This is a genomic window from Shimia sp. (assembly GCF_049116215.1).
In the GTDB taxonomy this organism is placed as follows: Bacteria; Pseudomonadota; Alphaproteobacteria; order Rhodobacterales; family Rhodobacteraceae; genus Shimia.
In genome coordinates this window covers 1-18,552 of sequence record NZ_JAGDZB010000002.1, presented here as the reverse complement: position 1 = coordinate 18,552, position 18,552 = coordinate 1, and the positions used below count along the sequence as shown (strand labels likewise).

At 57.8% G+C, this 18,552-nt stretch carries 20 protein-coding genes; 9 read left to right on the top strand and 11 right to left on the bottom strand.

What is annotated here, in order from left to right; genetic code table 11:
* Positions 1-25 precede the first annotated feature (25 nt).
* The 5 genes from metA to secG form a co-directional block, all read right to left on the bottom strand.
* Positions 26-970, bottom strand: a complete 945-nt coding sequence (gene metA / locus JXR15_RS05625; RefSeq protein ID WP_422052274.1) for a homoserine O-acetyltransferase MetA — start codon at positions 968-970, stop codon at positions 26-28.
* Positions 971-1,018: 48 nt separating this feature from the next.
* Positions 1,019-1,888: an ATPase gene (locus JXR15_RS05620; RefSeq protein WP_422052273.1), complete on the bottom strand. Its 870-nt coding sequence runs from the start codon at positions 1,886-1,888 to the stop codon at positions 1,019-1,021.
* A gap of 207 nt (positions 1,889-2,095) precedes the next feature.
* On the bottom strand, positions 2,096-2,368 hold the full coding sequence (locus JXR15_RS05615) for a hypothetical protein (protein WP_422052272.1): 273 nt from the start codon (positions 2,366-2,368) through the stop codon (positions 2,096-2,098).
* A gap of 275 nt (positions 2,369-2,643) precedes the next feature.
* Complete coding sequence (locus tag JXR15_RS05610; RefSeq protein WP_422052271.1) at positions 2,644-4,287, bottom strand: CTP synthase; 1,644 nt, start codon at positions 4,285-4,287, stop codon at positions 2,644-2,646.
* 265 nt (positions 4,288-4,552) lie between these two features.
* A complete protein-coding gene (gene secG, locus JXR15_RS05605) occupies positions 4,553-4,915 on the bottom strand; it encodes a preprotein translocase subunit SecG (protein ID WP_422052270.1) in 363 nt (120 codons plus the stop codon).
* A 429-nt stretch (positions 4,916-5,344) separates the two neighbouring features.
* Between secG and JXR15_RS05600 the strand changes: the two genes are divergently transcribed.
* The 4 genes from JXR15_RS05600 to JXR15_RS05585 are packed head-to-tail and all read left to right on the top strand — an operon-like array spanning position 5,345 to position 8,176.
* Positions 5,345-6,505: a helix-turn-helix transcriptional regulator gene (locus JXR15_RS05600; protein ID WP_422052269.1), complete on the top strand. Its 1,161-nt coding sequence runs from the start codon at positions 5,345-5,347 to the stop codon at positions 6,503-6,505.
* A 53-nt stretch (positions 6,506-6,558) separates the two neighbouring features.
* On the top strand, positions 6,559-7,173 hold the full coding sequence (nthA, locus tag JXR15_RS05595; RefSeq protein ID WP_422052268.1) for a nitrile hydratase subunit alpha: 615 nt from the start codon (positions 6,559-6,561) through the stop codon (positions 7,171-7,173).
* On the top strand, positions 7,170-7,847 hold the full coding sequence (gene nthB / locus JXR15_RS05590; RefSeq protein WP_422052267.1) for a nitrile hydratase subunit beta: 678 nt from the start codon (positions 7,170-7,172) through the stop codon (positions 7,845-7,847). The genes nthA and nthB overlap by 4 nt, the downstream gene beginning before the upstream one ends.
* Positions 7,844-8,176: a nitrile hydratase accessory protein gene (locus JXR15_RS05585; RefSeq protein WP_422052266.1), complete on the top strand. Its 333-nt coding sequence runs from the start codon at positions 7,844-7,846 to the stop codon at positions 8,174-8,176. The genes nthB and JXR15_RS05585 overlap by 4 nt, the downstream gene beginning before the upstream one ends.
* Here the strand turns inward: JXR15_RS05585 and JXR15_RS05580 are convergent.
* Both JXR15_RS05580 and JXR15_RS05575 read right to left on the bottom strand, forming a co-directional pair.
* A complete protein-coding gene (locus JXR15_RS05580; RefSeq protein ID WP_422052265.1) occupies positions 8,173-9,102 on the bottom strand; it encodes a transferrin-binding protein-like solute binding protein in 930 nt (309 codons plus the stop codon). The genes JXR15_RS05585 and JXR15_RS05580 overlap by 4 nt on opposite strands.
* A gap of 142 nt (positions 9,103-9,244) precedes the next feature.
* Positions 9,245-9,640, bottom strand: a complete 396-nt coding sequence (locus tag JXR15_RS05575) for a DUF6524 family protein (RefSeq protein WP_422052264.1) — start codon at positions 9,638-9,640, stop codon at positions 9,245-9,247.
* A 151-nt stretch (positions 9,641-9,791) separates the two neighbouring features.
* Here JXR15_RS05575 and JXR15_RS05570 point away from each other — a divergent pair, with 151 nt between their 5' ends.
* From JXR15_RS05570 to JXR15_RS05560, 3 genes are all read left to right on the top strand, one after another.
* A complete protein-coding gene (locus tag JXR15_RS05570; protein WP_422052263.1) occupies positions 9,792-11,105 on the top strand; it encodes an adenylosuccinate synthase in 1,314 nt (437 codons plus the stop codon).
* 28 nt (positions 11,106-11,133) lie between these two features.
* The gene (locus JXR15_RS05565; protein ID WP_422052262.1) at positions 11,134-11,376 is read left to right on the top strand and encodes a DUF2842 domain-containing protein; all 243 of its coding nucleotides are present in this window, start codon (positions 11,134-11,136) and stop codon (positions 11,374-11,376) included.
* 124 nt (positions 11,377-11,500) lie between these two features.
* Positions 11,501-11,959 carry a thiol-disulfide oxidoreductase DCC family protein gene (locus JXR15_RS05560; RefSeq protein WP_422052261.1) on the top strand — a complete coding sequence of 153 codons (459 nt, stop codon included), beginning with the start codon at positions 11,501-11,503 and terminating at the stop codon, positions 11,957-11,959.
* 48 nt (positions 11,960-12,007) lie between these two features.
* On the opposite strand, the gene JXR15_RS05555 is transcribed toward JXR15_RS05560, so the two are convergent.
* On the bottom strand, positions 12,008-14,497 hold the full coding sequence (locus tag JXR15_RS05555) for a hypothetical protein (RefSeq protein WP_422052260.1): 2,490 nt from the start codon (positions 14,495-14,497) through the stop codon (positions 12,008-12,010).
* A 142-nt stretch (positions 14,498-14,639) separates the two neighbouring features.
* Between JXR15_RS05555 and JXR15_RS05550 the strand changes: the two genes are divergently transcribed.
* A complete protein-coding gene (locus tag JXR15_RS05550) occupies positions 14,640-15,320 on the top strand; it encodes a thiamine diphosphokinase (protein ID WP_422052259.1) in 681 nt (226 codons plus the stop codon).
* Here JXR15_RS05550 and JXR15_RS05545 read toward each other — a convergent pair.
* Entirely contained in the window at positions 15,277-16,200 is a 924-nt protein-coding gene (locus JXR15_RS05545) for a DMT family transporter (RefSeq protein ID WP_422052258.1), read from the bottom strand. The two genes, JXR15_RS05550 and JXR15_RS05545, sit on opposite strands and share 44 nt — an antisense overlap.
* An 81-nt stretch (positions 16,201-16,281) precedes the next feature.
* Positions 16,282-16,758: an Lrp/AsnC family transcriptional regulator gene (locus JXR15_RS05540; protein ID WP_422052257.1), complete on the bottom strand. Its 477-nt coding sequence runs from the start codon at positions 16,756-16,758 to the stop codon at positions 16,282-16,284.
* 93 nt (positions 16,759-16,851) lie between these two features.
* Between JXR15_RS05540 and JXR15_RS05535 the strand changes: the two genes are divergently transcribed.
* Entirely contained in the window at positions 16,852-18,006 is a 1,155-nt protein-coding gene (locus JXR15_RS05535; RefSeq protein ID WP_422052256.1) for an MFS transporter, read from the top strand.
* A 76-nt stretch (positions 18,007-18,082) separates the two neighbouring features.
* Here the strand turns inward: JXR15_RS05535 and JXR15_RS05530 are convergent.
* A partial coding sequence (locus JXR15_RS05530; RefSeq protein ID WP_422052255.1) for an AMP-binding enzyme occupies positions 18,083-18,552 on the bottom strand: 470 nt, incomplete at its 5' end.

The following is an 18,552-nucleotide window of genomic DNA, read 5'->3' as shown; positions in this document are numbered from 1 at the left end:
CAATCAGGATGGCGGCGCGCCGAGCTTAGGCGCGCAGGTCTGTGATTTCATGGCCAATGCGGGACATGTCAAACGGCGTGGTTTGATATATCTCTGACACCCAGTTGCCGTAGAGCAGGTGCGCGTGGCTGCGCCAGCGGTTTTGCGGCGGGTTGGAAGGATCGTCATTTGGATAGTAGTTTGACGGCACATTGATGGTCGTGCCTTCAGCCACGTCGCGATCGTACTCCTGTTTCAACGTGTCACTGTCGTATTCGAAGTGGTTGAAAATAAACAGATCTCGCGTTTTTGGCGCTTCGATCAAGCACGGCCCAACGTCCTCAGAGTGCAGCAGCGTGCGCAGCTCCGGACGGGCGTCAACTTCGTCCTGGCGGATTTCGGTCCAGCGGCTTACGGGGATCACGCAATCGTCTGAGAAACCGCGCAAATACGGAGAGGAATGGGCGAGGTTTTGATGGCGGAAGCAGCCAAACGCTTTGTGATTCAGGATGTGTTTTTGCACGCCGTGGAAATAGTTGATCATGGCCATGCCACCCCAGCAGACGCCGAAGGTGGAGTGCACATGGGTGCGGGTCCAGTCAAAAACCTCGCAGAGTTCTTTCCAATAGGTGACCTCGTCAAACGGCAAATGCTCGATTGGCGCGCCAGTGATGATAAGTCCGTCGAACTTTTCTCCTGAGTCCTTAACCTCCTGAAACGGGCGGTAAAATTCCGCCATATGTTCGGCCGCCGTGTTGCGAGTTTTGTGCTCGGACATACGGATGAGCGACAATTCCAGCTGCAACGGGGTGGCGCCGATCAGACGGGCAAACTGGTTTTCCGTCTGAATTTTCTTCGGCATCAGGTTAAGAAGCCCAATACGCATCGGACGGATGTCCTGGCGGGAGGCCTGATCCGCGGCCATGACCATAACGCCTTCGTGCTTGAGCACGTCAAAGGCGGGTAGGTCGGCGGGGATCTTGATGGGCATGTCAGTCTCTTTATCTGTTAGATGGTTGAAAAGGCGTGAGGGCCATAGTTAGGCGGGGATCGCGGGATGCTCAAGGGCTGTGGCGATCACGTCGACGAAATCAGCCGCTGTGGAGACCTGTGAGACCGCCTCGGCAGTCACGGTCACGCCCCAACGGGACATGGCCTCATAGCGGGGCTGGCGGTGGGCCAGCGCGCGGGCGTAGGTCCAGCGCACAAAGGCATCCGGGTCCACGACACTTTCGTCCTGACCTGTTTCATCGAGATAGGCGTGCCAGCACTCCAGCAGGAATTCCGGCTGATAATACATCGGCTTAGGTGCCTTATCAAAACGGCGCACCAGCTCTTCGGTGTGGGCATCCGAGCCTTTGATCCAGACCATGAGCGTGTTTTGTGACAGGGAGGTCAGGATTGGATCTTTGGGATCGTCTGCGTCGACAACCTCGCAAATCGATCCGCCGGTATCACAGACAAAATGGTCATACCCATAAAGATCATGGGCGCGTGAAATGAAAGGCTCGGTGTCCATCAAAGCGGCCATTTCAGCGGTGCGGTGCTGGCGTTGGCGCAGCATGTAGTCGGCAAAGGGCAGGCCGCCTTTTTCTGGGTTGCCGGGCTTGCCGAGGTAGGTGGAGAGGGGGGCGAGGTTGTTGAAGGTGATGTTGGAGCCGATGTAGATGCTGTCACTCATCAGGAGTTCGCGCAGGAAGGGGACCTTCATCGCCTCGCGTTTGGCGTTATCAGTGATGTGTTCGCCCATGTAGCGGGTGCCGATGCGGTAGTCGATGGAGTAGTGGAACCAATCACCATTGTCGCGCAAGGTATTGGAAATGTGAGTTTTCCCCAGTCCGGACATGCCAAAGAGCAGCACTTTTTTCTGCGCTGCGTCGCGCCAGTCTTGCGCAGATTTGTAGATCATGGCCGATGCCCTTTTGCCGGAGTTGCCAGTTTGGTAGCGGGCCGCAGCAGGAGGGTCAAATGCTATTGGGAAGGGGCGTGTTAACCTGCAAAATTCGTGTCGGTAATACGTCGGTATCACGACTGTTTTGCGGAGGTGCAAAAAGTGACGTCAGCGTCACCATAAAGCGTGCGGGCGGTGCCGTATGCAACACCCGCCAGAGCAGGCCTAGCCCTTGCAGCCGGCGTCCGAAAGTTTGATGCCGGCAAAGCCATGGCCGTCTAGCCAGCCTTTTTCATCCCAGTCGCGGATGATGTCACGGGTTTGATCGGGCGTGAAACCATGTTTGGGCAACATCTCTCCGGCTTCCACCGCGGTCATCTGGCAACCGTTGTCGCGGATCAGCTCGAGGAGTTTGTCGGAAGGCGCATTGGCGGCGGTGGCTGGCAGGGCGGTCAGGGACAGTGTGGCTGTGGTCAAAATACGCGCGAGAAAAGGCATCCGGGGCATCCTCAATAGGGTAAACAATTGCGACGGAGTTTCAGGTCGAATTGACCGTTTGGTCAAGCGCGGCTTAGGGGGAGAAACATGCCGCGCGCGTCATATGTGAGGCTGGTTGCGTGTAGGGGCATTGCCCCTCAGGGACGCCAAGCGTCCCTTCACCCCAGGATATTTGGGGACAAAGGAAGATTTGGGGCTGTCTGAGAGCGGGGCGTAAAAAAGGCGCGGTCCGGAGAGCCGCGCCTATTGTGTCGTCTTGATGCAGGCCGTTCTGGTTAGACCAAGCGGCTGTTTTCTTTGGCGGCGCGCACGAAGTCGCGGAACAGTGGGTGTGGGTCAAACGGCTTGGATTTGAGCTCCGGGTGGAACTGTACACCGATGAACCATGGGTGATCTTCCCATTCGACAATTTCCGGCAGGCGACCGTCCGGGCTCATGCCGGAGAAGCGCAGACCGCAGGCTTCGAGTTGCTCGCGGTATTTGATGTCGACCTCATAGCGGTGACGGTGGCGTTCCTCAATCGAGGTACTGCCGTAGACTTCCGCCACTTTGGAGCCTTCGTTCAGGCTGGCGTTGTAAGACCCCAGGCGCATGGTGCCGCCTTTGGCGTCGGTTGCCTTACGGGTGACCTTGGCGTTGCCCTGAACCCATTCTTTGAGGTGGTAGACCACCGGCTCAAAACGAGTTTTTCCGGTTTCGTGGTCAAATTCCTCAGAGCCCGCATCCGCGATGCCAGCCTTGTTGCGGGCCGCTTCGATCACCGCCATTTGCATGCCGAGGCAGATGCCGAAGTAAGGGATCTTGTGTTCGCGCGCGTATTGCGCCGCTTTGATCTTGCCTTCAGTGCCGCGTTCGCCAAAGCCGCCGGGCACCAGAATGGCGTCGTAGCCTTCCAGGTAGGGCGCGGCGTCTTCTTTGTCGAAGACTTCTGCGTCCACCCAGCTGACTTTGACTTTTACCCGGTTGGCCATGCCGCCGTGGGTCAGCGCCTCTTTGAAGGATTTATAAGCGTCCTCAAGCTGGGTGTATTTGCCCACCACAGCCACGTTGACCTGACCATCGGTGTTGTGGATGCGGTCGTTCACGTCTTCCCAGACGCTCAGGTCCGGGCGCGGGGCCGGGGCGATGCCAAAGGCATCCAGCACAGCCTGGTCGAGACCTTCGCGGTGGTAGGCCAGCGGGGCTTCGTAGATCGATTTCAGATCGTAGGCAGCTACCACATGCTCTTTGCGAACGTTACAGAACAGCGCGATCTTCTGGCGCTCTTTGTCGGGGATTGGTTGCTCGGAGCGACAGACCAGAACGTCAGGGGCAATACCAATCGATTGCAGTTCTTTCACGGAGTGCTGGGTTGGTTTGGTCTTGAGCTCACCGGAAGCAGCCAAATAAGGCAGCAGCGTCAGGTGCATGAAGATACATTCGCCGCGTGGTTTGTCATGGCTGAATTGGCGGATGGCTTCAAAGAAAGGCAGGCCCTCAATGTCGCCGACGGTGCCGCCGATTTCGCAGAGCATGAAGTCGACTTCGTCGTCGCCGACATGCAAGAAGTCTTTGATCTCGTTGGTGACGTGGGGGACAACTTGAATGGTTTTGCCGAGGTAGTCGCCGCGGCGCTCTTTCTCCAGCACATTGGAGTAGACGCGGCCGGAAGAGACGGAATCGGTCATGCGGGCAGGCACACCGGTGAAGCGCTCGTAGTGGCCGAGGTCGAGGTCAGTTTCCGCACCATCGTCGGTGACAAACACTTCGCCGTGCTCAAACGGGGACATGGTGCCGGGATCTACGTTCAGATAGGGATCCAGCTTGCGCAGACGCACGGTGTAGCCCCGTGCTTGCAGCAGCGCACCCAAAGCCGCTGATGCCAGACCTTTGCCCAGCGAAGAAACAACCCCACCCGTAATGAAAATGTAGCGCGCCATGTCTGTGGCATCCCCCGTGATTGTCGACCCTTTGGTCGGACGTGTTGTCGATGTAGCAGCGCCCAAGTCAGTGCAGATTCGCCTGCAAATTTGACCCAGCATCACGGGACTTAAGTCTTATAGGATTCGAAGCCAAAAGGCAACCGGACCGCAAGATGCTGTTGCGGTTGGCGTATGGCCCTCAAGCTGTGGTGGATGCCCGATGGGGGCAAAAAATCAGGCGGCCCCGAGAGACCGCCAGACTGTGTTCTAAACTGCGCGACGTTTAATCAGCGCGTGGCACCAATGGGGCGTTGTCGCCTTCAGACGGTGGCAACAGCGAGTCGCCAGCGCCCGGCAGAGTTGGTGCGGTTTCTTCTGCCGCAGGGGCGGAAGTGCCCAGACGGTCAAACACCGAGCTGGAAGAAGAGTTTTTCGCTGCGATCACGGTCAGGGCGATCGAGGTGCAGATAAACGCTGCTGCGAGGATCCAAGTCACGCGGGTCAGCGCGGTGGCTGCTGCGCGGCCGGAGACGGCACCGCCGCCGCCACCCATTCCTAGGCCGCCGCCTTCGGACCGTTGCACCAAAACGACGCCGATCAGCGCCAAAGCCAGAAGAAGGTGGATGATGAGGACAACGTTTTCCATTGGGACCTGTACTGCGAGCGTTCGGATTTTCTAGCGGCGTATGTAGGCAAGTTTGCGGCGGGGGGCAAGGTGGATTTGCGGCTCTTTGTGCGCGAGGGCGTCAGAGAAGGCTTCAGAGCAGAGAAAGGACAGGGCCGGAAAGCGTGTCGCCGGATATGAAAGACCCGACGGCGTCTTACAGACACCGCCGGGCAGGGATGTACAAAAGGTTGGTGATAAAAAGGCTTTGGCAAAATGCCACCACTCACGGGGCAGATTGGTTGTGTCACGGGGAATGAGTCGTCGCATGTGCAAGATTACACATGAGGCCGCAAAACCACGCTTCACGTGTTAAGTGCTTTTTCGCGGTCGTATGTTTTTTTGCTCAGGTGGTAATATCTTTGCTTCGCCCCGGGGCGGGCTTCCAATCCCTAAGAGATAGCTCTCATCATGGACATCGATCATAGCCTGATTTCCGAGATTTATCGGTCTGCCACAAGAGAGCCGGCGTTTGAGCCTGCATTGGCGCGGTTTGCCAGCCGTTATGGTGCCGCGGGGTCGTCGATCCTGATCAATGATGTGGTCGAACCGGTGGTGTCGCAGGTGTATTTCAGCCCGGCGGACATCGCTGAAAAAGTAGCAGAGTTTATGCAGTTGTTTGGCCAAGATGAGCAAAAGATAGTGCGCAAAGTTGGTGCGTTGAACAAACGGTTTTTGTTCATGTCTGAAGAAGATGCCAATGATCTGGGGGATGACATCAGCGCGGGCACGCAATGGCAGCGGGACAATCTTGGCTTAGATAAGCGCTACGCGGCACGGCTTTCCATCACGCCGCTTTGGTTTGATTCCATCACGCTGAATTTTCCGCTGAACCATTCCGGCCTTAGCGCCTGGGCTAAAGACGATGCGCCGGCATATATGCAGCACTTTGCGGCGGCACTGGAGATGATGCGGCCTTTTCGGCTGCTGCAGGCGCGGTTCAAGGCGGTCAGTGCAGCGCTGGATCGTATGACACTTGGCATTGCGGTGGTGGCGCGTGACGGGACTGTGGTGCATCACAATCGGCGGTTTGAAGAGCTGTCCGTGCAGCAGGATGGGGTGGCGCTGGATGCGTCGCAGCAGTTGCGGTTTTCTGGCGTTGCCAAGACCCAGGGAGCACAGCTTTTGGCGCAGCTTCAATCCTATGCAGCGGGTGACAAAAGTGGTGCTGACCGTGCGCATTATGTTTTTGAGCGACCTAGTGGCCGGACCGCGTACATTGCCTCTTTATGTCCGTTGGCGGAGATGATGGGCGATGATCCGTCGGCGGAACAGATGGCGATTTTGTTGATTAAGGACGTGACTGTTGGAGATCACATCGAGGTGGAGGGGCTTGCATCAATTTTTGCTCTGACGCAGGCGGAGGCTGAAGTGAGCCGTCTGTTGGTCAATGGCGCGTCTGTCAAAGACATTGCTGAGCATCGCGATGTGAGTGTGGGCAGCACGCGCAATCAAATTTCGTCAGTTTTGGAGAAGACAGCGTCGAAGTCTCAATCACATTTGATCCGTACTGCGATGAAAGTGGATCTGCCGGTTGAGCCAGAACCTCCAGTGCGTAAAAGAAACGACTAAAGCGACCTCATGCGTAACTGGACAGAGTGGTACACCGGTGGCAGGGTGCGGTCATGCCACATGATCATGACCACCCGCATTCTCACCTGCCATCAGACCCCGCGTTGCGGGTTAAGGCGCTTGAATCTCTGCTGACGGCCAAAGGCTTGGTGGATCCAGCTGCCTTGGATGAGATCATTGACCTCTACCAAAACAAGATTGGCCCACAGAACGGTGCCAAGGTGGTGGCCAAGATGTGGAGCGATCCGGGCTTTCACAAGCAGATGATCGAAGACCCGATGCCAACACTTCAGGAGATGGGGCTCTACGGGCGGCAGGGGGAGCATATGGTGTTTGTTGAGAACACATACGACGTGCACAATATGGTCGTTTGCACCCTGTGCAGCTGTTACCCGTGGCCTTTGCTCGGCATTCCGCCGGGGTGGTACAAGTCGGACGCCTATCGCGCGCGGTCGGTGCGCGAACCACGCGCGGTGTTGGCAGAGTTTGGGGTGACATTGCCTGAAGGCAAGAAAGTGCGGGTGTGGGACAGCACTGCGGAGGTGCGCTATTTGGTGGTGCCGCAGCGGCCTGCAGGCACGGAGGGCTTCAGCGAGGAAGAGCTGGCAGCACTGGTCACACGCGACAGCATGATTGGCACCGCTTTAGCGCAGGAGCCAGAGGCATGAGCCGTATTCACGATATGGGTGGCCGTTTGGGCACTGGGCCGGTGGATCCACAGGATGGGTATGTTTTTGGTGAAGCCAAAGACTGGCACAAACGGGCGTTGGCTCTGAATGTGGCCTGCGGATTTTTAGGCCAGTGGAATATTGATGCGTCCCGTCATGCGCGGGAGTTGCTGGACCCGCAGGATTACATGGCGTTCAGCTATTATGAAAAATGGATGGGCGGACTGGCGGATCTGATGGTGGATCGGGGTGTCGTGACCGCGGACGAGCTGGCCAGCGGGCAGGCGGCCGGGGTGTCGCCGGTTGCCGAGAAAGCTGCGAAGCCGGAGATGGTTGAAGCGGTACTGATGAACGGCAGCCCCTACACGCGGGACGGAGGTGCGCTACAGTTTGCGGTTGGCACGAAGGTGAAAACCCGTCGGATCACGCGCAATGTGACGGTACCGGGCGGGCATACGCGGTTGCCAGCTTATGCGGCGGGGGCTGTTGGCGCGGTTGTGTTGCTGCATGGCGCGCATGTGTTTCCCGACAGCAATGCACATTTTCAGGGGGAGGCGGCGGAGCCGTTGTATGCGGTGCGATTTACGGCGCAGGAGTTGTGGGGCAGTGAAGCGGACCCACGCGATGAGGTCGTGTTGGACCTGTGGCAGAGCTATCTGGAGCCGGTGCAATGACCTGGTGTGGCGACAAGCCGGAACCCGCGTTTTCGGAGCCGTGGCACGCGCAGGCCTTTGCGATCACCGTGGCACTCAACGAAGCGGGGCATTTTGAATGGTCGGCTTGGGCGGAGCGCTTTGGCGCAACGCTTAAGGCACATGGGTTGACCAAGGAGTTGGATGGCGGGGAGGATTACTTCAACGCGTGGCTGGAAACGCTTGAGGGATTCTTAGCTGACATCGGCATAGCCGACGTGGGTGCGCTTCAGCACCTAAAAACGGCGTGGACGGAGGCCTATCTCGCCACGCCGCATGGTCAACCAGTCAATTTGGCAAAGCCGGCTTAGCGCGAGGCACCGAAGGCGCCGATATGGGTGCTGCCCGAGCCGCTGATCGCAAAGCTTCCACCGACTTCTTCAGCGTTTGGGCCATAAAAGCTGCCGGTTGCAGTTCCGGTGCCTGCAGCAGAGGAGGTGAGGTTTGCGTTGAAGCCCGAGCCATCAATTTGACCGGTACCGGAAAAATCTAGGGCGCTCGCATCATGAACGATTTGGCGGGTGCCGTCATTCAGTTTTTTGACACCGCCTTCACGCCACGTTGTATTTGAACTTTGAACCGAGATTGCGCTGAAATCGGATGTCGTCACGGCCACATCAAAGTTGGTTTCGTTATGGATGCCGTCGTGATTTGCGATCCCGAATCCCTTGCCACGATAACTCGCAGTGCCGCTGCTCGGCACTGCCGCCTTTGGAGTCGGCGCACCGTAATGACCGGCGCTAGCTATAGGGGATTCTCGGTCGATATCATACCAAGTTCCGAAGGTCATATGATCGAGATTCATCGAGCCAGAATTGGCGAATTTGGCAGAGCCTGGGTCGCGGTGGTAGTCATAGCCGTAATCGGAGTCATCTTCGGCTTCGATGTAAAAGTTGATGGTGTCTTGGTAAACTTCGACTGCTTCTAATTTGTGTGAACCAAAGCGAAATTTGCTGTCTCCTGCGGAGGCTGAAATCCCGGTTGGCCTGCCGTCTTCATAGGTTATGGTAATTGAACTGTCCTGAGACTCACTCGGTTCGCTGAATGTGGTGGTGCCATCAGCCGAATTTGTGGTGTAGGCGGCCGTATGTGCCTGTCCTTGCAGTTCAACAGCCCCGTCGGCGGGTAGCTCTGACATGCTGGTGAAGGGGACTGGAGACGAGGATCCACCGCCGCAGGCGGTCAAAGTCGTAGCTAGGATTGGGAGAAGGGCTGCCTTTGGAAACTGCGCGAACATTGTGATTCCGGAAATTTTCTAAATGTATGCGCATTTATAGGGTGCGTGGGCGGGGCGATCCACACCTTATGGTGGTTATGCTACAGATTTTGGAAAGGGATTTTTCGCAGAGATTGCGGCCTGTTGGCGTTTTTTTGCAAGCCTATGCCTCGACGTCGTCCACATCCACCTGACCGGTCAGCATGCGGCGTACAATGGACCATCCGAGGCCAATGCCCAGAACAATCGACAACGCCAGGATGGCGAGCCATATGTTCACCGCGCCATTGTCAAGGCTGAGCATGTTGTAGTCGTGCAGTACCCAAGCGACAGCCGCGAGCACGGCTAGCACCACACTCATGCCAAAGGCCCCAATCGAGCGCAGGGTGGCGCGCAGGTAGATCACGTATCCGATCAGAAGCAGGAGGCCGAGCAGCACCGTTAAGGGCAGTTCTTCGGCGTAGTTGGCCTGCGCCCAGACAACATAATTGACCTCCGTTGGATTGTAGGTTGCTGCCAACAACAGAAAGGCGACCAGCCAGCGTAACAAGAGCCCCATCTCTGTCCCCTCAGATGTGTTGCCTGTGTTTTTTCCCAATCCTCGCGCAAAAAGGCGGCTTCTGTCCAGTCTGCGACACAGTTTGTGGTTTCCCAACCCCAACAACATGGCTAAAAGGGCGCGGGTTTGAACTCTCTGCAAAGGACCGGATATGGCCAATGTTGTTGTTGTAGGCGCTCAGTGGGGCGATGAAGGAAAAGGTAAGATCGTTGATTGGCTCAGCGAACGTGCCGATGTCATCGCGCGATTCCAGGGCGGGCACAACGCGGGCCACACGCTGGTCATTGATAGCAAGGTGTATAAGCTGCATGCGCTGCCATCTGGTGTGGTGCGCGGTGGCAAACTGTCGGTGATCGGCAACGGAGTGGTGCTGGATCCTTGGCACTTGCTGAACGAAATCGAAACCGTGCGGGCGCAGGGCGTGGAAATCTCTCCTGAGACGCTGATGATTGCGGAAAACACGCCGCTGATCATGCCGTTTCACGGTGAGCTGGACCGCGCACGTGAAGAGGCGGCCTCTAAAGGCACCAAGATTGGCACCACTGGTCGCGGCATTGGCCCGGCCTATGAAGACAAAGTAGGCCGTCGTGCGATCCGTGTGGCCGATCTGGCCGACGACGCCACGCTGGAAGCGCGGGTGGATCGCGCGTTGCAGCACCATGATCCGCTGCGCAAAGGTCTGGGCGTGGAAGCCATTGACCGCGATGCGCTGGTGGCGCAGCTGAAAGAGGTTGCCGGGAAAATCCTGCCTTACGCGGCGCCGGTTTGGAAAGTGCTGAACGAAAAGCGCAAAGCGGGCAAGCGGATCCTTTTTGAGGGCGCGCAAGGCGCGTTGCTGGACATCGATTTTGGCACCTATCCGTTTGTGACCTCGTCCAACGTGATTGCCGGTCAGGCAGCCACCGGTGTGGGCATTGGTCCGGGTTCGATTGATTATGTGCTGGGCATTGTGAAAGCTTATACCACTCGCGTGGGTGAGGGGCCGTTCCCAACCGAATTGTTGAACGCGGATGGCTCGCCTGATGCGGATGGCGAGCGTCTTGGCACCCGTGGCCACGAATTTGGCACCACCACCGGTCGTCAGCGCCGATGTGGTTGGTTTGATGCGGCTCTGGTGCGCCAGACCTGTGCCACCTCTGGCATCAAAGGCATCTGCCTGACCAAGCTGGATGTTCTGGATGGTTTTGAAAAGCTGAAGATCTGCGTCGGCTATGAGCTGGACGGCGAAACCCTGGATTACCTACCAACAGCAGCGGATCAGCAGGCGCGGTGTAAGCCGATTTATGAAGAGATTGATGGCTGGAGCGAGACCACCGAAGGCGCGCGCAGCTGGAACGATCTGCCAGCCAATGCGGTGAAATATGTGAAGCGTGTAGAAGAGCTGATCGAGTGCCCTGTAGCGCTGTTGTCGACCAGCCCGGAGCGCGAAGACACCATTCTGGTCACCGATCCGTTTGCCGATTGATCGCGTAAGCCTCTGAAAGGAGACTGACATGGCATTGAGTTACAAAGCCCGTCGTCGTGTGGCGCTGCTGGTGTTGCTAGTTGGCTTGCCAATCTACATTCTGGTGGCGTCTGTTTTGGCGACGACACTTGCGCCGGAGTCGATTTGGGTGACCTTGCTGCTCTATGTGGTGCTTGGGATTGTGTGGATCCTGCCGTTTAAGTCTGTGTTCAAAGGCATTGGTCAGGCAGACCCGGACGTGCCGAAGCGGCGGTTTGACGACGATCCATAGGGTGATCTTGCATAAAGTTAGCGAGCGGCGACACCAAGATGTCGCCGTTTTGCGTTTTTGTGGGTGTTCGGAAGTGAGGGGTTGCGGCTCTTCATAGCGCACGGGAGAGTGTCGCATAGCTGAGTTGATCCCACGCACTTCTTTTTCTTATCGGGACGATCCTGCGGTGCCGCCGTTTGATGACAGCGAACCGCTCACGGTGATGGACGGGGAGTGCGTGCTGTGCAGTTTTGGCGCGCGCATGATTGCGCGATTTGATCGGGTTGAGGTGTTTCGGATTTGTCCGGGGCAGACCCCGTTGGGCACGGCATTGATGGGGCACTATGGGTTGAAGCCTGACGACCCGGAAAGCTGGCTGCTGATTATGGACGGTCAGGCCTATGGGTCGCTCGATGCAATAATCCGTGTCGGACAAGAGGTTGGCGGCGTTGGGCATGGGTTGCGGGTGCTGCGGATTTTGCCGCGTGGGGTGCAGGATTGGATCTACCGCCGGACTGCGCGCAATCGCTATGCGATGTTTGGCAAAAGCGATATGTGCGCCTTGCCGGATGAACGGCTGCGCAAGCGGCTGCTGCAAAAGTGAAAAGCCCGATCGGTTGATCGGGCTTTTGCTTTGCAAATTTAGCGCGTCTTAACCGGCTTTGCTGTCACGTGGCTTGAAGTTGATCGAGGCGTTGGCGGTGAACCGGCCACCGGCCACTTTGTCGATCTTCTTGTCGCGCAGCAGTTGGCCAAAGGCACGCAGGCCTTCTTCGCGGGTGAACTGTGGAATGTTCACGTCGCGTGACATGCGCATCAGCATCGGACGAGAGAAGCGTTCCAAACCTTCTACATAAGTCAGATACGCCGCTGCGGCTTCAGTGCTTTCCGGCAGTTGGGTTGCGCCCATGCTGGCGGCGTAGTCTGCAAACCCGCTCAATGTGGAGCCTTTGGCGCTGACCGGGGCAGCGGACTTCGCGGCTTCTTCGCGGTCCAGTTGGCCAGAAGACACCCGGCGCGGACGAACAGGGACGCGGCGGGGGGCTTTTTCTACACTTTGAGGCTCTGGTTGAGCGGGTTGTTCGGGTGTGCTTTGTTCGGTGGTATCAACACGCTGTGCAGCCACCAGTTTCAGCGGAGCAGCGGCGGATTTGGACGGCTTGGCCTCACCGGTTTTGCCACCAGGCACGGCGCGCACAACGGAGGCTAGGTCGTCACGGTATGCCACCGTATCGTCTTTGCCTGTGGCGTTGCTGCCGGCACGTTTTTCGGCGCGGGTTGCGGCCACGGCGGCGCGCAGATGCGCAATCGCGCTGCGACGGCCTTTGCCCTGCGGCTCTTCCATTTCGCTGTTGGCTTTGGCCATGAGACGAGACAGGTCCGGCTCCGGCTGAGGCTGGCGGGCTTCAGCAGGCTTGGGGGCTTCCGGCTCCACTGAGGTGTCGCGCACAACTGGAGCCTCAGCCTGAGGTGCCGGGGCTTCCGCTTTTGGCGCAGCTTCAGCCACATCAGATTGCTTCAGCTCGGCTTCGACCTGGGCCAGTTCGGCCAGCAAGTCGGCCTCGTCTTCTGGCGTCAAGCTGGTTGGCTTTGGGGCTGCCGGAGCTGGAACCGCGTCGATCACGTCCTCGTTTTCCGGATCTGCTTCCAGACGGCCAGAGGCCACGGCGTCCTCAAAGTCAGCCTTTTTCATCCGCACCACACGGGCGCGCAGCGGGCGGACTTTTGGCTTTACCACTTCCGACGCAGCTTCGGCGGCAACCTCTTCGATTTCCTCCGCCTTGGCCTCAACCACTTCGGCATCTTCCACCGCGGCAGGGGCCTCTACGATCTCTTCCACCAGCTCTGCAGCGGCTTCGATCTCGGCGTCGTCTTCCAGGTTTACTGGGGTGAGGTCCATCGGCGCGAGGTCTTCGTCAAAGATGTTGCCTTCGTCGGATGCGGCAACGGTGGTCAGCTCTGGCTGATCATCTTCGGCATCCACTGCGGCGGTTTCGGGTTCAGCTTCGACACGGGCCACCACGGCGCGGATGCGCTCAAGTTTGGCGGCGATGGAGTTTTCTTCAAACTCCGGTGCATCGTCGGCGTCTTCCCAATCCGCAGCTTCAGTTGTGTCTTCCGCCACGTCTTCAGCAAATGGATCTTCGCTGCTGTCCTCAACAGGTGCGTCCAAAACCAGTAAGTCGGCGGTGTCCGCTTCGGCGTCGGTTTGCAACTGGTCGTCGGACAGGGCGTCCACGGCGGACACAGCGGCGGAGATGCCAGCCAGGTCCACTTCAGGCGCATCTTCGACAACCTCTTCCGCGGCTTCAACCGGGGCCTCTTCAGTCACAACCTTTTCGGCCACGGCGTCTTCCAAAAGTTCCTCAACTGCTTCGGCAACTGGTGCCGCCTCAGTTTCTGGCAGGCTGTCTTCGGCAATGGCGGCCATCACGCTGTCGGTGATGCTGTCTTCGGAAGTAATTTCCTCAGATGCGGTTTCTTCGACAGCCTCAACCTCGACTGCTTCCACAACAGTCTCGTCGGCTTCGGCCACCTCAGCTGGTGCGGCGTCTATCTCAACGGGGGATTCTTCTTCTGGAGACTCTTCGGCCACAGCCTCTTCGGCGGCGGCTTCTGGACTTTCTTCAACAGCAGGGGCCTCTTCGATCACGTCCTCGGCAATCGGGGTTTCCTCTGCGGCGTCAACCACGTCCTCAACAACAACCTCAACTGGTGTGTCTTCAACAACCGGTTCGGGGGCCGTTTCCACAACGTCCTCGACCACCGGTGTAGCAACAGGTGCGGCAGCAGCAGGGGTACGTTGCGGCACGGTCTCTTCTACGGCTTCCGGCTGCGCCACTGGGCCGGCTTCAGCCACGGGCTGCGCTTCGGCGTTGGGTTTGGGTTCCCCGGCGCTCAAAACAATTGCGCCATGATCCAAACGCGCACTGACGCGGCGGGCGATTTCTTTTTCTGCGATACGCGCCAGCATTTCAGCATCCGGTGTCGGGGGCTCAGCACCGAAGTACCGGTCATCCGCGGCCAGATCCCTGAAATACTCAGCGATTGCCTTCATTGTATCAAACGACTCCTCAAACCCTTCCAGGGTGCAGGAGAATGTCCCGTAAGACACCGTGAGCACTTTGTTATTGGTAACCATCTTCTGCGGGTCCTTTGCACTACTCAGCAATCAAACTACCACCTAAGGAAAGTCGAAACGTGACCGATTCTGTGGAAGACAGGGTATCATTTCTAGGCCAAATTGTGGCGAAAGGCTTTTCAAGGGGGCTTGGCAGGGTGAAATGACGGCGATTGTTCACAGTTTGGAACCAATCACATTGGTTGGGGCGGGATCGTTGCATGATTCCGATATAGACGACTCACTGGCTTTGGCCCCGACTTTGGTGGCTGCAGATGGCGGCGCGGCGCATTGTTTGGCGGCGGATCACATTCCGGAGGCGGTGATTGGTGATCTGGACAGTTTGGATATGGTGCAGGCGGCGGGCATTCCCTGGGAGCGGCTGCACGAAATCACCGAGCAGGACAGCACAGATTTTGACAAGGCGTTGCGCCATATAGAGACGCCGCTTGTGGTGGCGGTTGGGTTCACCGGCGCGCGCATGGATCACGAGATGGCGGCATACAATGTGTTGGTGCGGAGGGTGGATCGGCGCTGTGTTCTGGTAGGGGAAACGGATGTGCTCTGTGTCGCTCCGCCAAGTCTGACGCTAGATGTACCGGCTGGCACGCGGGTGTCCCTTTTCCCGATGCGGGCTGTGTCTGGGCGCTCAAAGGGGCTAAAGTGGCCAATTGACGGTATCGCGTTTGCCCCGGATGGCATGATTGGCACCTCAAATGCCGCCACTGGTCCAATTACGTTGGAGATGGACGCGCCGGGGATGCTGTTGATCCTGCCCAAAGCGTTTTTGCCACTGTTGGTTAAGCAGCTGCTTGCGACGCCTGCAGGCTGGCCCGCTCCCTGAACACCACATAAAGACCGGCTCCCATGGTGATACAGATGCCAAGTGCTGCGAGACCGTTGGGCCAATCCCCAAACACCAGCCAGCCAATCAGAGCGGCGATTGGTATCTCCAGATATTGCATCGAGGCGAGGGTGGAGGAGGGGGCGTAACGCAAGCTCCAGGTCATCAACAGGTGTGCGGCGGTGCCAATCACGCCAATGGCCAGTAAGAGGCCCCAGTACTGGGTGTCCGGACTGGCTAGCGAGAGGGCAGGCCAGTTCAGTGATTGGCCAATGAAGAGCGCAACAGCAATGAAGCCAGAACCAAGAACGCCGCTGACCGCCTGCACGCCAATCGGGTCGGTGTCTTTAGCGATCTGACGGGTGACCAGCATAAAGAGCGCAAAGATCACCGCCACGCCCAGGGGCAATAGGGCAGGGGCGCCGACTTCGACAAAGCTGGGTTGGATCACCATGAGCGTGCCAGCAAAGCCCACCACACAAGCCATCAGGCGGCGGATGCCAACCTCTTCTTTAAGCACGTATTTGCCAAGGATCAGCATGAGGAACGGCATGACAAAGGCGATGGCCACTGCGTCTGCCAGTGGCAAATAGCGTAGCGCGGTGAACATAAAGGCAATGCCTGCGATGTGCAGCAAGGTGCGCCAGACCACCAGTTTGAATACGCGCCCCGAAGTGCGCCAGGGGCGGCGGGTGACGATCACAATGGGGATCAGGATCAGCGCTTGGATGGCAAAGCGGATGAACACAAGTTGCCCCAATGGGACCGCGCCAGACAGGAGTTTGGCGACAGCGTCGCCCAATGGCGCGAGTACACAGAAACCAAGCATCAAAAGGATGCCAAGCAGAGGGCGGTCTTGGTGGGCTGAATGATCGTTCATTTGGGCACGCTAGGGCGGCGGGTTAACCAAGGCAACAGAAAGATTGTGCCGACACAAAGTGTGGAGCAGCGGTAGCCATCCTCAGAAGTCGGTGATGCCAGCCTGCACCGGGCGTTCTAGATACGTGGAAAGCGCCACATAGGTTTTGGTGCTGACCACGTCCGGCATATCATAGAGCCGCTTGAGCAGCGCCTCCATTGCCTTGGAGTCCTGCATACGTACCTTCAGAAGCATACAGGTATCACCGGTGACAGAATGGATTTCCTCTAGCTCGGGCAGGTCGCGCAACTCCATCATGGCAGCGGATTTGCCCCAACCGGTGGTGTCGACATGCAGAAAGGCCAGAAACGGTTTGCCGGTCATTGTTGGATCGAGCTGTGCGGTGACGCTCGAAATACGGCCAGTGGCTTTGTAGCGTTTGACCCGTTCATGCACTGCGGGGGCGGAGAGACCAACCTTGTCACCCAAAGTGGCGTAGCTTTGTTCAGCGTCCTCGCTCAGAAGCCCTAATAATTTTCGGTCTATGGCGTCCAAACCCTGGTTGTCCTTGAGTGTCATCTGAATCTCATTCGAAATTTTGCAATTCTCGCAAAACGACATACACATCTTATCCGTATTTGGCTATCCATTCTCAAAAATACGGAGAGTGTCATGAAGCCGGTCTGGGTGTTGATGTGTGCAATTGGGGTTGTCGGGTCCAACTCGTTGGTGTTGAGCCCAATCGCGGCGGATGTGGCGGGGGCGTTTGAGGGCAAAGCGGCGTCTGATGTGATGCAAGCGTCAGCGGTCTATGGTGGGACCACCGCGATGAGCGCGCTGTTTTTGGCGCCACGCGCAGATCAGATAGGATTGAAGCGTGCTTTGATCCTGGCCTTGGTGATTTTGGTGGCCGCTTTGACGGCAAGCGCCCTGGCGCCAAGTTTGGTTGTCTTGACCCTGGCACAGGGTGTGGCTGGAATTGGTGCGGGCTTGGCGCTTCCCGCCACCTATGGCTTGGCGGCGGATGTGGCCCCAAAAGGACAGGAGAGCGCGACGCTGGGCAAGGTGCTGACCGGTTGGACGTTAAGCTTGGTTGCGGGTGTGTCGTTTGCAGCGGTTCTGGCAGATATGTTGCACTGGCGTTCGGTCTTTATTCTGATGACACTTATGAGCGGCGGATTGATTGTCTTGATCTGGAAAATGCGGGTCGCTGAACGGCCCGCGACGGCGATAATTTCTCCGTTCCGCGCTTTTCGCGTCCCGGGTCTATTGCCTGTTCTGTTGGCTGTGGTCGCCTTCATGAGTGCCTTTTACGGTCTTTATGCATATCTTGGGGCGCATATCACCACTGAGCTGGGCTATTCCACAGGTGTGGCTGGGTTTGCGGCGTTGACTTATGGTGTTGGCTTTGGAGTTGTTGCGCCTCTGGATCGGTTGATTGACCGGTTTGGCGCCACAAAAGCCGCCCCCATTGTGTTTGCTGCGTTGCTGCTGGTGTATTTGCTGATGGCATCTCTGGCGGGGCAGGGAGTGGCTATATTTGTGGTCTGTCTGCTTTGGGGCGCGGTCAACCACCTGGGGCTTAACATCCTGGTCGGGCAGCTCACAGCGCTGTCGCCAAGCCAGCGCGGGGCGATTTTGGGTATTTACAGCGCGACCACATATGTGGCGATGTTTGTGGGCACCGCGGCTTTCCGACCCGTGTTTGAAGCACAGGGGTTTGCAGTCGCGGCAATTTTGTCCGCCGTTTGTATTGCGCCAGCCTTGGTTGGTGCGCTTTGGGCGTTGCGGCGATCAAGGGGCACCACCGTACCAGCGGCGGAATAAAAAAAGGGCCAGCGCAATGCTGGCCTGACAGGGAGTGAACCCGGGCGATGGATCGACGCCCGGCTTCGGGGAAATCTTAACGGTTCATGCGGTTCTCAATGAGATCGTCCACAACAGCGGGTTCCGCCAATGTGGATGTATCCCCCAGGCTGCCATAGTCGTTTTCAGCAATTTTGCGCAGGATGCGGCGCATAATTTTGCCGGAGCGGGTTTTGGGAAGGCCAGGCGCCCATTGGATCAGGTCCGGGCTGGCAATCGGGCCAATTTCCGTCCGCACCCAGGTGCGCAGCTCTTTCTTGAGTTCGTCAGACGGCTCCTGATCGTTCATCAACGTCACGTAGCAGTAGATGCCCTGACCTTTGATGTCATGCGGGTAGCCGACCACGGCGGCCTCAGCCACGGCAGCATGTGCCACCAGTGCGCTTTCCACTTCCGCGGTGCCCATGCGGTGGCCGGAGACGTTGATCACATCATCCACACGACCGGTGATCCAATAGTCGCCATCCGCATCGCGGCGGCAGCCGTCACCCGCAAAGTAGTAGTTTT